The organism is Kribbella sp. NPDC049227, assembly GCF_043197265.1.
Taxonomy (GTDB): Bacteria; Actinomycetota; Actinomycetes; order Propionibacteriales; family Kribbellaceae; genus Kribbella.
In genome coordinates this window covers 273,121-286,923 of record NZ_JBICST010000009.1, presented here as the reverse complement: position 1 = coordinate 286,923, position 13,803 = coordinate 273,121, and the positions used below count along the sequence as shown (strand labels likewise).

Here is a 13,803-nt window from a genome sequence, read left to right as displayed (position 1 = left end):
CTCCTCGGCGCTCGGTCCACACGTGCTCGGTCGCAACCGAATCGAGATGTGTGAGATCCGATTTTGGGGGGTACATAACCCCTGACAGTGGCAGACTGTCGCCTCCTGATCGGCCCCCGGCTCCTCCCCCCGAGCCCGTGGCCGAAGACGGCCCCCGGTCACCCCCCCGCCGGGGGCCGTCGCCTTTCTACCGGCGGATTTTCGCAACGGTTATGTCAAGAATCTGTACATTCTTCACCTTTTGGCAGCGTGAGAGCGCGCTCACTTTATGCAGGGTCTTGACAATGTAGTTGCGCAGTCACAGTTTGTAAGCCATGAACCCGCCTGCACACCGCCCCCAGGCCGCGATCATTCCCGTCCTGCTCACGCTGCTCCTCGCCCTCGCGGGCCTGGTCCTGGTCCCCTCGACCGGGACGGCCGCCACCAATCTCGTCACCAACGGATCCTTCGAAACCGGCACTACCTCCGGGTGGTCCTGCCCGGCCGGCACGGTCTCCGGCTCGGCCCGCACCGGTAGCTACGCGCTCCAGGCCACTCCGAGCGGATCCGACATCGCCCGTTGCTCCCAATCCATACCGGTACAGCCCAATACGGCGTACACCTTGTCCGCCTGGGTGAAGGGATCGAACGTCTATCTGGGCGTCGACGGCGGACCCAGCACCTGGACCACCAGCAGCGCGTGGAGCCAGCTGACCGTTCCCTACACCACCGGCTCATCAGCTACGTCCGTGACGATCTATCTGCATGGCTGGTACGGCCTCCCGGCGTACCAGGCCGATGACGTCGTACTGGACGGTCCCGGTGGGACGGCGGACACCACGCCACCGTCGACTCCCGGTGGACTCACCGTCGGCAGCCCGACCTCGAGTTCGTTGCAGCTCAACTGGTCCGCCGCGTCGGACGCGAACGGCATCGACCACTATGACGTGGTGCGCGGGACGTCGGCCGCACAGAACGTCGGCGCCGTGACCAACTGGACCGCGACCGGTCTGAGCCCGAGTACGACGTACAGCTTCAAGGTTCGGGCGTGTGACCCGAGCGGCAACTGCTCGCTGTACGGCGCCACCGTCTCCGGTACGACGTCCAGCGGCCCGACGACCCCACCGGCCGGCAGCCTGCCGAAGCACGTCCTCACCGGGTACTGGCAGAACTTCAACAACGGTGCGACGGTGCAGCGCATCTCCGACGTACCGGCGGCGTACGACCTGATCGCGGTGGCGTTCGCCGACGCGGACGCCTCCCGGCCGGGCGCCATCACCTTCAACCTGGACTCCGCCGGGCTCGGTGGCTACACCGTCGCTCAGTTCAAGGCGGACATCGCCGCGAAGAAGGCTGCCGGGAAGAAGGTCATCCTGTCGGTCGGTGGCCAGAACGGCACCATCTCGGTCGGCGACTCCACCGCCGCGAACAACTTCGCCGGCAGTGCGCTCGCCGTACTGCACGAGTACGGGTTCGACGGGATCGACATCGACCTGGAGAACGGCGTCAACGCGCAGTACATGGGCCAAGCGCTGCGGAGCCTGCAGAGTCAGTTCGGCAGCGGTCTGGTGATCGCGATGGCACCGCAGACGATCGACATGCAGAGCACTTCGTTCGAGTACTTCAAGCTCGCGCTGGCGATCAAGGACATCCTGACCGTGGTCAATGTGCAGTACTACAACTCCGGCTCGATGAACGGCTGCGACGGGCAGGTGTACTCGCAGGGCACGGTCGACTTCATCACCGCGCAGGCGTGCATCATGCTGCAGGGTGGGCTCCGGCCCGACCAGGTCGGCCTCGGCCTGCCGGCGTCGTCCCGTGCGGCTGGCAGTGGGTACGTCTCGCCGACGATCGTCAACAACGCGCTGGACTGCCTGACCAAGGGCACCAACTGCGGCAACTTCAAGCCCAGCACCACGTGGCCGGCGCTGCGTGGCGCGATGACCTGGTCGACCAACTGGGACGCGCTGAACGGCAACGCGTTCGCCAACCAGGTCGGATCCCACGTCCATTCACTGCCCTGACGCGCAGACATGCACAGCTACCGACCTGCTCCGGTGCTGGAGGCGCTCGGTGTCTGCTCGGAGGACGAGCAGCTCTACCGGGCGCTTCTGGCCCGGCCGGAGTGCACCACCATCGATCTGTCCCACGACACCGGCTGGGCGACCACTCGCGTCGGCCGGCATCTGCGGTCCCTGCTGGCACTCGGCCTGGCCTCCCGCACGCCGGGGCGTCCTGCGCGCTACGTCCCGGCCGTACCGGAGGCCGCGGTCGAGTTGCTCGCGCTCCGGAAGCAGGCCGCGATCGTCGAGGCCCGCGTGGGTGCCTCGGTGCTGACCGCGGAGTTCCGGGCGCGGCATGACGCGTTCACGGTGGTCCGCGGGGCGGAGGCGATCGCTCAGCGGTTCAACCAGGCGCAGCAGTGCGCGCAGGACGAAGTACTGGTGCTGGATCGGCCGCCGTACGCGGTGGTTCCGATCGAGCCACGGCGGGCGCATGGTGTGTCGTACCGGACGATCTACGACATGGCGTCGCTGTCGGAGCCGAGTGACCTGATGGCTGCCCGCTCTGCGGGTTGCCGGATCTTGCGCGACGTACCGCTGAAGCTGGTCGTGGTGGACCGCCGTACTGGGCTGCTGCCGACGAGTCCGGATGTGGTGGTCGAGCTCGGGCCTTCGAGTCTGCTGGACGGGCTGCTGCGGTTGTTCGAGCTGCTGTGGAAGCAGGCGAGTCCCTTGGCTCCGTCTGCCTCGGAGGGTCCGCTCAGCTTCGAGGATCAGCAGTTGCTGTCGCTGGCGGCGGCCGGACTGACAGACCAGGCCATCGCCCGGCGGCTCGGTGTGGCCCAGCGGACGGTGGAGCGCCGCATGCAGCGGATCCTCAGGTCGCTGGACGCCACCACCCGTTTCCAGGCCGGCCTCCGGGCGGGCCAGCGTGGACTACTCGTCTAGTCGGTCACATCGGCGACGGTGGCGTTCAGGAACTTGGCCAGGTCCTCGGCGTTCACCGTCATCCCCACGCCGTGGTCGCCGCCGCCGATGGAGATGGTGCCGGTGATCCGCTCGTCGGCGATCACCGGCCAGGCGTGGGTGCTGCCGAGCGGGGTGATGGTGCCGCGGACGTAGCCGGTCACGTCGAACGCGGTGTCCTTGTCCGGCATCGAGATGCGGTTGACGCCGAGCAGTGCCCGGAGCTTGGGCCAGGCGATCTCGCGGTCGCCGGGGACCAGCACGAACCGGTAGTCGTCGTCGGCCAGCCGCACCACGATCGTCTTGATCAGCCGGGCCGGCTCGATGCCGCGTGCGGCCGCGGCCTCCTCCAGCGAGTTGACTCGTCCATGCCGGGTCACCTCGTAGCTGAGGCCCAGCTGATCGGCTGCATCGGTCGCTTTGGTCACCTGGCTAGTTTGGCACCTTGCTCGGAACGCCCCTGAGGACGATCGACAGCACCAGCGCCACCAGGAACAGTGCCCCGGCTTCCAGTACGACTCCACTCCAGCCCGCGCTGCTCCACGCCGTACCTGCGAGACCGCCGAAGACGGACGAGCCCAGGTAGAAGGAGAAGAGGTACAGGCTGGCTGCCTGTCCGGTGCCGCCGCCTCCGGCGTGTGCCCGGACGGCGACCCATCCACCGGCGACACCGTGGACCGCGAAGAAGCCTGCGGTCATCACTGCGAGCCCCAGGATGATGAGTGGGAGCGGCGCGGCCAGAGTGATCGCGACCCCGGCCAGCGTGATCAAGCAGCCGACCGGTACGACGACGCGACGCCCGTACCGGTCTGCAAGCGATCCTGCCGTCGCCGAGCCGACCGAGCCGAGCAGATAGACGCAGAAGACCAGCCCGGCCATCCCCGAGCTCAGCAGGTACGGCGCTTCGGACAGCCGGAAGACGGCACCGTTGTAGACGGCAACGAACGCGCCCACCGCGGTAGCTGCGATCCCGTAGAGGGCCAGTAGCGCTGGATCACGCAGTACTCGACCGGTCTGCATGAAGAGCTGTCGTGGACTGGCCGGGCTCGGGTGGAAGTTCCGTGACGACGGCAGCAGGAGCCAGACCAGCGCAGCACACAGGACGCCGACCAGGGCGATGCCGGCGGTCGCGACCCGCCAGCCGCCGAGGTCGTCGAGGCCTCCCGTGATCAGGCGACCCGTCATACCGCCTACCGCCGTACCCGCGATGTAGAGGCCGCTGGCGCGGGCGTGACTGGACGAATGCACTTCTTCTCTGAGGTAGGCCATCGCGACGGCGGGCAGCCCGGCCATGGCGACGCCTTGCAGACCGCGCAGTGCGAGCAGGGTGTGCCAGGTCGGTGCGGCTGCGGTGAGTACGGCGAAGCCGGAGGTGGCTGCTACCGACCAGCGCATCAGCGTGGTACGCCCGACCACTTCGGAGGCAGGGCCTGCGATGAGCAGAGCGATCCCGAGTCCGAGCGTGGCGATGGACACGGTGAAGGCGCTCTGGCTGGGGGAGACGTGGAACGCGTCGACCAGTTCGGGAAGCAGCGGTTGGGTGCTGTAGAGCAGTGCGAACGTCGCCAGGCCGGCTGCGAAGAGTGCGATCGAGAGTTTGCGGTACTCGCGGTCTCCAGGGCGGTAGCCGGGCTCGCTCAGGTGCGGGGCGACGTGCATGTCTTCGACGGTCGCATAGCTTGCGCCATACGTAAAATGTCGATCTCAACAGCTACCGATACGCTTTCGGTATGAATATCGAGGACCTGCGGTGGTTCGCCGTACTCGCGGAGACCGAGCATCTGACCGATGCCGCCGCGGCGCTGGGCACCAGCCAGCCGAATCTGTCCCGGTCGTTGCGGCGGGTGGAGAATGCGTTCGGGGTCCAGCTCTTCGAGCGCGAGCATCGCGGCGTACGGCTGAACCCGTACGGACGGCTCGTCCTCGAGGCGGCCCAGGCCGGTACGGCGGCGGTCGACTCGGCCCGGCGGCGGATCGACGCATTGATCGATCCGGAGTCGGGAATGGTCCGCCTCGGGTTCCTGCACTCGGTCGCGACCAGCCTGGTGCCGGACCTGCTGAAGGCGTTCCGTGAGGTGGCGCCGAGCGTCCGGTTCGCGCTGCGGCAGGAGCCGTCCCACGACATCGTCCAGGACCTCGTCAGCGGTGAGGCCGAGATCGGCATCATCGCGCCACGACCAGATCCGGAGGTGTTCGGCTGGCACCTGATGGAGCAGCAGCGGCTGTGCCTGCAGGTCCCGCCCGGGCATCCGTTCGCGTCGCGGCGGCGGGTGGAGCTGGCGGCGGCGGCCGACGAGCCGTTCATCGGGCTGCGGCCGGGGTTCGGCTTCCGGAGGATCAGCGATGAGCTGTGCCGGGCCGCCGGGTTCACGCCGCAGCTGGCCTTCGAGGCGACCGACCTGGCCACCATCGACGGTCTGGTCGGTGCCGGCCTCGGAGTGGCCGTCCTGCCGGCCGGTGCGGTCCGTGGCAGCGACAGTGGTGCCGTGTCGGTGCCACTGGCCGGTGTTCAGGCCCGGCGGGAGATCGGTATGGCGTGGCGGCTGCGGACACAGCTCACACCGGCCGCCGAGCGGTTCCGTACGTTCGTCCGTTCCCGGCCCGCGACGTCCAGCCGACTTTCGTAGCGTCCGTCCCATTTCTGCGGTGTCGACTTGCAGAGAGAGGGCTTTCCCCCGCACAGTTTCTCCGTGAGGAAGCGTCTCAGTTCGTTCAGGCCGAGCCGGCGGCTGCTGTTCGCGGCAGGTACGGCGGCCGCGGCGTCGACTGTCGCATCGGCCGCGACGGCGACCGCCACGAGCGCCGAGGCCAGCGCGGCCGGTGTCTACGGCTCGGGAGTGCTGGGCACCTGGGAGCGGCAGGCGTACGCGATCTCCACCGAGGCGCAGATCCGCAGGGCGCAGGAGACCGACGGCGTCTACATGTTCGGCGACAGCATCGCCCTCCAGGACGCTCGCTCGCTGGCCAAGCAGCTGACGCTGGTCGGCATCAACATCGCGGCCAACAACTGGGCCGGCCGTCCGGTCACTCCGGCCGTCGATGCGCTGAACACCTGGGCCCAGGACTACGGCCTGCCGCACCGCGTCCTGATGTCGGTCGGCTCCAACGACATCTTCACGCCGCCCGCGGTGGCCGCGCAGATCGAGCGGACGATGCAGATCGTCGGCGAGGACCGCACGGTCTTCTGGGTGAACATCCAGGCGGCCCGCACGCTGTACGGTCCGGCCATCCAGGTCGCCGACCAGCGCAACAGCGCCTGGATCAACCTGCAGCTGGCCGAGGCACAGCGCCGGCACGACAACCTCCGCATCATCCAGTGGGCCGAGCATCTGGCCGCGAAGCCCGAGCGCCTGCAGCTGTACCTGCGCGACGGCCTGCACCCCTCGGTCCCGCGCGGCCAGAACGCCCGCAACGCCCTCATCGTCAAGGCGCTCAAGTCCGGCTGAGCGGCGTACGGGTAACTGCCCCGTACGCCGCCGTACCGCTGCCGGTCAGAAGCCCGCGGTGATCCGGGTGAACTCCCAGTCGGGCTGTGCGATGCCGCTGCAGTTCGAGACCACGCCTCCGCCGGCGCAGCCGCGGTCACGGTTCACCGACCAGAACGCCAGCCGGCCGAGCCCGTTGCTCTTGGCCCAGTTGGTGATGTTCTGCCAGGTCGCCGTGGTGGTCATCTCCTGCTGGTCGGACAGACCGTTCATGCCGGAGATGCCCTGGTGGGCGTAGGCGTCGGCGGTGCTCCAGCCGAAGGTCGCCTTCAGCTTGTTGTTCAGGCCCTGTGACGCGGCCACCGTGTCGTTGTAGATGTTGGCGCTGCCGAAGTCGAACGGCATCAGCGTGAAGATGTCGATGTTCGCGCCGAGCGCCGCGGACCGCTCGATCAGCCGGTTGCCGTAGTAGTTCGGGCCGGTGGTCGAGGTGCCGAAGGTCAGGATCGTCTGGATCCCGGGGTTGTTCTGCTTGACGATCTTCAGCGCGGTCAGGATCCGGTCCTGGACGGCCTCGTTCTCGAACTCGTCGGAGTTCTCGATGTCGATGTCGATCGCCTTCAGGTTGTAGGCGCTGATGACCTGCTGGTACGCGCCGGCCAGTGCCTCCGGGGTGCTGCAGTTCGGGCCGAGCTTGTTGCCGCTCCAGCCGCCGATCGACGGCACGATGTCGCCACCGGCGGCCCGGATCTGCGCGATCGCGTTGGCGTCGGCGCCGCCTTGCAGCGGCCGGTTGCCGTCCCAGGCCGGGTTGCAGCCGCCGGACGAGAGGATGAAGGCCATCGTGAACCACTTGATGCCGGTGGCATTCATCACGGTCGCCGGGTTGGGCGGGTCGCCCCAGCCCATGTAGAGGTACGGCGCGGCCCGGCGGGTGCCGGTATTGCCGCCACCGGTGGAGGTCTTCACGGAGATCGTCGTGCTCTTCGGACCCTCGCCTGCACTGTTGGAAGCGCTGACCTGATAGCTGTACGTCGTGTTGGCCGCCAGACCGGAGTCCGTGTACGACGTACCGGTCGAGCTGCCGACCTTCGTGCCGTTGCGGTAGACGCTGTAGCTGGTCGCACCGCTGGGCGCTGACCACGTCAGGCTCACCGATGAGGAGGTCGCCGTACCGGAAAGGCCGGTCGGTGCACCGGGGGCGGTGCCGCCACCGCCGCCACTGCAGGAGCCACCGTTCAGCCGGCAGGCGGCCAGACCGGGGAAGTTGCCCGGGCTGCCGTTGAAGCCGAAGGTGACCGTTGCGCCCGGGGCGAGCGGTCCGGCCCAGCTGGGCGGGGTGAAGGTGTGCGTCTGGCCGCTGCTGCTCCTGGTCGCGTCCCACGAGCTCGAGATCGTGTAGCCGGACGGGAAGTCGAGTGCGACCGACCAGGTGCTCAGTGAACTGGTGGTGCCGTTGGTGACGGTCACCTTGCCTTCGAACCCGCTGCCCCAGTCGGACACCTTGGTGAAGGCTGCGGTGACTCCTGCGGCGTTCGCCGCCTGTGCTGTCAGCAGTGCGATGACCACTGCGGTGATGGCTGCTATCGCCAGAGTGATGCGTTTCATGATGCTCCGATCAGTGGGCGGTACGTGATCAGACCCGGCCCCAGAGTGCGGGGACGTTCGGCGGCTCCCAGCCGGTCAGGGACGTGTGGCCCTGGATGCACTTGTAGGTGACGCCGTTGTAGGTCACCAGTGCACCGGTCGCGTACGTCGTGTTCGGTGCCCACGGGGTCGCCGTGGGTGGCGTCGTCGGCGGTGTGGTGGGAGGCGTGGTCGGCGGTGTAGTGGGAGGTGTCGCGGGCGGGGTGGTGGGCGGCGTGGTGGGAGGTGTCGTGGGCGGGCCGCTGCAGCCAGGGGTGTCGGCGTTGACCGCGTTGATCACGTTGTTGAAGAGCGTGACGTTCGGGTCGAGGGCCTCGAGGGAGTACATCATCGCGCCGGCCAGACCGTTGCAGTGCTGATAGTCCGCCTTGGCCTTGATCGACTGGGCGTTGTCGCCGGTCCAGAAGGTCCCGTTGCGGTAGAACCACGACGACTTGGTGGCGTCGTCGAAGTACGTGGCCGAGGGGTCGTCGACGAAGCCGGTGAGCTCCTTGTAGAACGAGACTCCCGGTACGTTGCCGCTCAGCGCGTGTCCGTCGGCGGGACCGGTAGCTGTCTGGTACTTGCCGTTGGCTGTGCTCGGAACACCCTTCCATCCCCTGTAGTAGAAGGGATACCCGATCGTCAGCTTGTTCGCCGGGAACCCGCCCGGGATGCCGTACGCCGGGTCGCCGGTGGTCCACGCCTTCACGGCACCGTCCACGGAGTACTTGCTCGAGCCCGGCGGGATCGGGTTGCTCGGGTCGTTCGGCGCCTGGTAGAGCGGGTCCTGGAAGTTCGTCGGCCCGGTGGCCTCCCAGCCGCCGTGCATGTCGTACGACATCACGTTGTTGTAGTCGAGGTACTGCCCGATCTTGTTCGTCTCGATCGTGGCGATCTTGTCCTGCCCGGCCGGGGTGGCGGCGGTCAGGTAGTACCGCTTGCCGGTCTGGTTGCCGTAGGCATCGAGCTGCGCGCGCAGCTCGGCCAGCAGCAGGGTGAAGTTCTGTTTGTCCGCGGCACTGAAGTGGTTGCCGACGTGGCCGTTCGGCGAGCCCGGGTACTCCCAGTCGATGTCGATGCCGTCGAAGATGCCGGCCGCCGTACCGGGGCCGCCGAAGCCGTCGATCACGGGCAGGTCGCCCTTGAGGAACATGTTCACGCAGGAACTGACGAACGCCTTGCGCTTGGCATCGGTGGCGGCCGCGTCGGAGAAGTACTTCGAGTACGTCCAGCCGCCGATGGAGATCAGGATCTTCAGGTTGGGGAACTGCGTCTTGAGCTTCTTCAGTTGGTTGAAGTTGCCCTGGATCGGCTGGTTCCAGACGTCGCCGACGCCGTCGACGCTGATGTCCGAGCCGTACGACTTGCCGTAGTCGGCGAACGCGTCCCCGGCGCCATCGCCGGCGTTCGGGTTGTTCTCGTCCTGCGAGGCGGCCTTGTTGGCCATGAAACAGGTGTGGTCGGTCGGGTGGACATTGGCGAACGCGTAGTTCAGGAAGTCCAGCTTGCCGGCCACGCCGGTGGTGACCAGATTCTTCGGGTAGAACGCGTTGGCGTAGATACCCCACTGGGTGAAGTACGCCGTCTTCACGCCGCCGCTGGTAGCTGCGGGGGCGAGCGGCGCGGCTGCGGCACGGGGTGCTTCGGCGCTCGCCAAGGCGACGCCGGTGGCAGCGATCAGGGCAGTGGCGGCGACAGTGGCCGTGGCGGCGAGCAAGCGTAATCGACTCATGGGCGGGTCCTCCGGAGCTGGGACGGAAGCGGTCCGGTGAAATTTAGTTAAAGACGCTTCGAAAGGAACGGTAACCGGTCACGACGCGTTGGTCGCCGCCTCGCCGTGGCGGATTCCCGCTGCTGGCGGGAAGCCGACAAGCCTTTGTCCACAGGGATCCGGTTGGTTGTCCGGAGCGGGTCCGGGAACGGCATGTTCTAGGCATGGACACAACTTCGGTTCCCACATCGGTGCTCATGGCAACTACCAACGAGGTGCTGCTCGACGACCTGCTCCGGCTGGCGGCGGCCGCATCGATCACGCCGCTGGTCGAGCACGACCTGCACGGGCTGCGGCGCAGCTGGCAGTCCTGCCCGCTGGTCGTCGTCGGCCGGGACCTGGCCGAGTTGCTGGGCACCAGGCAGCCCGATCATCGACGAGGTGTTGTCGTGGTGGGTTCGGCGCTGGACGGCGACGAGCTGTACCGGTGCGCCTTCGACATCGGTGCGGATGCCGTGTTTCGCCTGCCGGCCGAGGAGCCCGCGCTGGCAGGCAAGCTCGCGGACACCCTGGACGGTGGAGTGCGGACGGCGCTCACGCTCGCGTTCGTCGGCGGGTGTGGTGGGGCGGGTGCGACCACGCTCGCGTCGGCGGTCGCGGTGTTCGGGAATCGGCGTGGGTTCCGCACGATGCTGATCGACGGTGATCCGCTCGGTGGCGGGATCGAGCTCGCCCTGGGGATCGAGCGTGACGTCGGCGACCGCTGGCCGAAGCTGCTCAACGCGTCGGGCCGGATCAGTGCGGCCGCTCTGCGTTCCGCCTTGCCAACGGTCGACGGTCTGGCGGTGCTGTCCTGGGACCAATCCGATGTCACGGTGCTTCCGCCGGAGACGATGAGTTCGGTGTTGGGTGCCGCGCAGCGCAGCAGCGATCTGGTCGTTGTCGATCTGCCGCGACGTGCGGATCCGGCAGTTGAGGAGGGCTTCATCCGTGCCGCTGCCACGTTGCTGGTCGTGCCCCGCGACGTCCGGTCCGTCGCCGCGGCCAAGCGACTGGTGGGTCCGCTGCGGGCCGTAGCCGGTGAGCTTCACGTCGTCACCCGCGAATCACGGGTGAAGGGTCTCGCTGCCACTGACGTCGCCTCGCACCTGTCTTTGCCATTGGCAACGAATATCGGGACGGAGCGCGATCTCCCGGCTGCCATGGACCAGGGCCGCTTCGATCCTCGGCCCCGAGGTCCGCTGGCCCGCGCGGCCACCGCGCTCCTCGACCTCTTCGGCCTCCTCGAAGTGGCCGCGGCATGAACGTGTCCCGAGAGGTTCTCGACCGGGTCCGCGGCAGTCTGGCAATCACCGGTGCCGAGCCGACTCCCTCCCAGGTGGCGGCTGCGCTCCGCGCCGATGGCAGGGTCTGCGGCGACTCGATGGTCCTCGCCGTCGTCGAGGCGCTCCGCCGCGACGCGCTGGGAGCCGGTCCACTCGACACCCTGCTGTCCGAGCCAGGCATCACCGACATCCTCGTGAACGGACCCGACGAGGTGTACATCGATCGCGGCTCCGGCCTCGAGCGCGTCCTGGTGCGAACCGGCGACGAGCCCGCGGTCCGCCGCCTCGCAACCCGCCTGGCGGCTGCTGCGGGACGCCGACTCGACGACGCCACGCCGTACGTCGACGTTCGCCTCGCCGACGGCACGCGCTTCCACGCTGTGCTCTCGCCGGTTGCGGCTCCAGGCACGTGCCTCTCGCTCCGCGTGCCGGCCCGCCACGTCTTCACCCTCGACGACCTGGTCACCGCGGGCGCCCTACCTCCAGCCGGTACGGCGATCCTGCGCGATCTGCTCGAAGCCCGGGTGGCGTTCCTCATCAGCGGCGGCACCGGGACGGGGAAGACGACGCTGCTCAACTCCCTGTTGTCGTTGGTGAATCCGTCGGAGCGATTGGTGCTGGTCGAGGACGCGAGCGAACTGCGCCCCAATCATCCACACGTCGTGCGCTTGGAGGCTCGTCCGCCGAACGTCGAGGGCAGTGGCGAGATCTCACTGCGCGACCTGGTGCGGCAAGCTCTGCGGATGCGACCCGACCGCTTGGTCGTCGGAGAGGTCCGAGGCTCCGAAGTGGTGGACCTGCTCACTGCCTTGAACACCGGCCACGAAGGTGGATGCGGCACGATCCACGCCAACTCAGCGTCCGACGTTCCCGCGCGTCTGGAAGCCCTCGGTGCCTTGGCCGGCCTGACCCGGGACGCCGTACACAGCCAGGTCGCGTCGGCCCTGCACGCCGTCATCCACCTGACCCGAGGAACGGACGGGGTACGCCGCGTCGCCGAGATCCGAACCTTCGACCGCCTCCCCGGCGGCCACGTCGTCACCCGCCCAGCCGTCGAGTTCCTCCCCACCGGCACCATCAACGTCCTCCCACCAGCCCATCACTTCACCAACCTGCTAGCCGGCGCAGCATGAACCCGACGATCCCTCGCCCCACCACGGTCCCTGTGGGTGCAGCATGAACCCAGCCTTCATCGCAGGTGCTCTCGCGTTCTTCGTGGTGGTGCTGGTTCTGCCGATCCGAGGCCGCGGCCTGCATCGCCTGACCGCACGAATCCCCAGCCGTTCCGATGCCCTCACCCGCCGCTGGCTGGCCGGTCCCATCGCCGTCACGATCGCTGTCGTCTTCGGAGCGCAGATCCTCGTATCGGTGATCGCCATCGGCGTAGTCGCCGCACTCGTCGTCGTACAGCGGGCACAGCACAAACATCGGGTCGCGACGGCTGCCCGGCGTGCACAGATCATCGAGGCACTCGACGTACTGGCCGCCGAACTGACCGCGGGCCGCCCGCCCATCGACGCGCTCGAAGGCGCCACAACCATCAGCCCCGACTTCCAGATCGCCCACGCCGCAGCCCGACTCGGCGGCGATGTTCCAGGCGCACTCGAGCTGGCCGCCGAAGCCCCGGGCGCCGGTGGTCTCCGCGCCCTGGCCGCCGCGTGGCGCGTGGCCGAGGAATCCGGCGCGGCCTTCGCCTCACTGACCGAGCGTCTCTCGGACTCGCTCCGCGCCGACGAGACCATCCACCGGCAAACCGCGGCCAGTCTCGCCGGCGCACACTCAACCGCCCGCATCCTGGCCGCGCTTCCTGTGTTCGGAATCGCCTTGGGCTACTCACTCGGCGCCAGACCCCTGACCTTCCTCACGGCCACACCCGCGGGCTGGGTCTGCCTGGCCGGTGGCCTGGCCCTGACCACCCTCGGCCTCAACTGGACCACCCACCTAGCAAAGGTCTCAACATGACCCCCACCCTGTCCTCGGGGCCTGCGGTGGCTGCAGTTGCCGGCGCTCTCGCGGCCTACCTCCTCGTCCCACCCCGCTCGAATCTCCGCCGCCTGACCCCGCGCTCCCGACGTACCCGCGGCCCAACCTCACGCACGCACCGGCTTGCTGCCATCGTCGCCGCGATCGGCATCATCGTTCTGATCGGCTTCCCATGGGGCGTGCTACTCGCAGCGCTCGCGTATTACGGCGTACCTCGGGCCTTGTCCCGCCTCGAACCTGCTGAATCCAAACAACGCGCAGCCCGGATCGGCCGCGACCTACCACTAGCCGTCGACCTACTGGCCGCCTGCCTCCGCGCCGGCCGCCCACCTCAACAGGCGCTCGGTGTCGTAGCCACCGCCGTCCGCGGCCCGCTCGCCGAGCTCTTCACCAAGGTGGCCCACCACCTGGCGCTAGGCGCAGACCCAGCCGACGCCTGGGCGCATCTACGCACCGAAGCAGCCTGTGCCCCCGTCGCCCGAGCCATCGACCGCTCGATCCGCTCCGGCGCACCCCTCTCGAGGACTCTCGAACATCTGGCCGACGACACTCGTCAGTCCCATCAGCACGCCGCGGACCAACGCGCCCGTGCCGCCGAGTCACGCTCCGCCCTGCCGCTCGGACTCTGTTTCCTGCCGGCCTTCATCCTGCTGTCGATCGTCCCCACGATCGCCGACGCGTTGATCCCCTACCTGCTCCAGCCCTGAGCGTCATCCACAGCCTGAAACTCCTGTGAAAAAAGGGCATTCGACGACTGCATGTTGTCAGTGAGCGATCCGGAC

The 13,803-nt window shown here is 68.2% G+C and carries 12 protein-coding genes; 8 read left to right on the top strand and 4 right to left on the bottom strand.

From position 1 onward, the window contains the following. Positions 1–314: 314 nt before the first annotated feature. The gene (locus ACGFH6_RS37880; protein ID WP_393394316.1) at positions 315–2,003 is read left to right on the top strand and encodes a chitinase; all 1,689 of its coding nucleotides are present in this window, start codon (positions 315–317) and stop codon (positions 2,001–2,003) included. Between the two features lie 9 nt (positions 2,004–2,012). Beyond that, positions 2,013–2,930, top strand: coding sequence for a helix-turn-helix domain-containing protein (locus ACGFH6_RS37875; protein ID WP_393394313.1), 918 nt, complete (start codon positions 2,013–2,015; stop codon positions 2,928–2,930). On the opposite strand, the gene ACGFH6_RS37870 is transcribed toward ACGFH6_RS37875, so the two are convergent. Together ACGFH6_RS37870 and ACGFH6_RS37865 are read right to left on the bottom strand one after the other, a co-directional pair. Further along, positions 2,927–3,376 (bottom strand): aminoacyl-tRNA deacylase, encoded by a 450-nt coding sequence (locus tag ACGFH6_RS37870; protein ID WP_393394310.1) that lies wholly within the window; start codon positions 3,374–3,376, stop codon positions 2,927–2,929. The two genes, ACGFH6_RS37875 and ACGFH6_RS37870, sit on opposite strands and share 4 nt — an antisense overlap. Positions 3,377–3,380: 4 nt before the next feature. Beyond that, entirely contained in the window at positions 3,381–4,607 is a 1,227-nt protein-coding gene (locus tag ACGFH6_RS37865) for an MFS transporter (protein ID WP_393394307.1), read from the bottom strand. Positions 4,608–4,678: 71 nt separating this feature from the next. Between ACGFH6_RS37865 and ACGFH6_RS37860 the strand changes: the two genes are divergently transcribed. Together ACGFH6_RS37860 and ACGFH6_RS37855 are read left to right on the top strand one after the other, a co-directional pair. Then, positions 4,679–5,575: a LysR family transcriptional regulator gene (locus ACGFH6_RS37860; protein WP_393394304.1), complete on the top strand. Its 897-nt coding sequence runs from the start codon at positions 4,679–4,681 to the stop codon at positions 5,573–5,575. A gap of 63 nt (positions 5,576–5,638) precedes the next feature. After that, positions 5,639–6,394 (top strand): hypothetical protein, encoded by a 756-nt coding sequence (locus tag ACGFH6_RS37855; protein ID WP_393394301.1) that lies wholly within the window; start codon positions 5,639–5,641, stop codon positions 6,392–6,394. Between the two features lie 45 nt (positions 6,395–6,439). On the opposite strand, the gene ACGFH6_RS37850 is transcribed toward ACGFH6_RS37855, so the two are convergent. Beyond that, on the bottom strand, positions 6,440–7,981 hold the full coding sequence (locus ACGFH6_RS37850) for a cellulose binding domain-containing protein (RefSeq protein WP_393394298.1): 1,542 nt from the start codon (positions 7,979–7,981) through the stop codon (positions 6,440–6,442). A 28-nt stretch (positions 7,982–8,009) separates the two neighbouring features. Next, positions 8,010–9,734, bottom strand: a complete 1,725-nt coding sequence (locus ACGFH6_RS37845; RefSeq protein WP_393394295.1) for a glycosyl hydrolase family 18 protein — start codon at positions 9,732–9,734, stop codon at positions 8,010–8,012. Positions 9,735–9,937: 203 nt separating this feature from the next. On the opposite strand from ACGFH6_RS37845, the gene ssd reads away from it, so the two are divergent. The 4 genes from ssd to ACGFH6_RS37825 are packed head-to-tail and all read left to right on the top strand — an operon-like array spanning position 9,938 to position 13,728. Next, positions 9,938–11,017 carry a septum site-determining protein Ssd gene (gene ssd / locus ACGFH6_RS37840; protein WP_393394292.1) on the top strand — a complete coding sequence of 360 codons (1,080 nt, stop codon included), beginning with the start codon at positions 9,938–9,940 and terminating at the stop codon, positions 11,015–11,017. Continuing rightward, positions 11,014–12,171: a TadA family conjugal transfer-associated ATPase gene (locus ACGFH6_RS37835; RefSeq protein WP_393394289.1), complete on the top strand. Its 1,158-nt coding sequence runs from the start codon at positions 11,014–11,016 to the stop codon at positions 12,169–12,171. Before ssd ends, ACGFH6_RS37835 begins: the two co-directional genes overlap by 4 nt. Positions 12,172–12,214: 43 nt before the next feature. Then, the gene (locus ACGFH6_RS37830) at positions 12,215–13,000 is read left to right on the top strand and encodes a type II secretion system F family protein (protein WP_393394287.1); all 786 of its coding nucleotides are present in this window, start codon (positions 12,215–12,217) and stop codon (positions 12,998–13,000) included. Further along, the gene (locus tag ACGFH6_RS37825; protein ID WP_393394284.1) at positions 12,997–13,728 is read left to right on the top strand and encodes a type II secretion system F family protein; all 732 of its coding nucleotides are present in this window, start codon (positions 12,997–12,999) and stop codon (positions 13,726–13,728) included. Before ACGFH6_RS37830 ends, ACGFH6_RS37825 begins: the two co-directional genes overlap by 4 nt. The last annotated feature ends 75 nt before the right edge of the window (positions 13,729–13,803 follow it).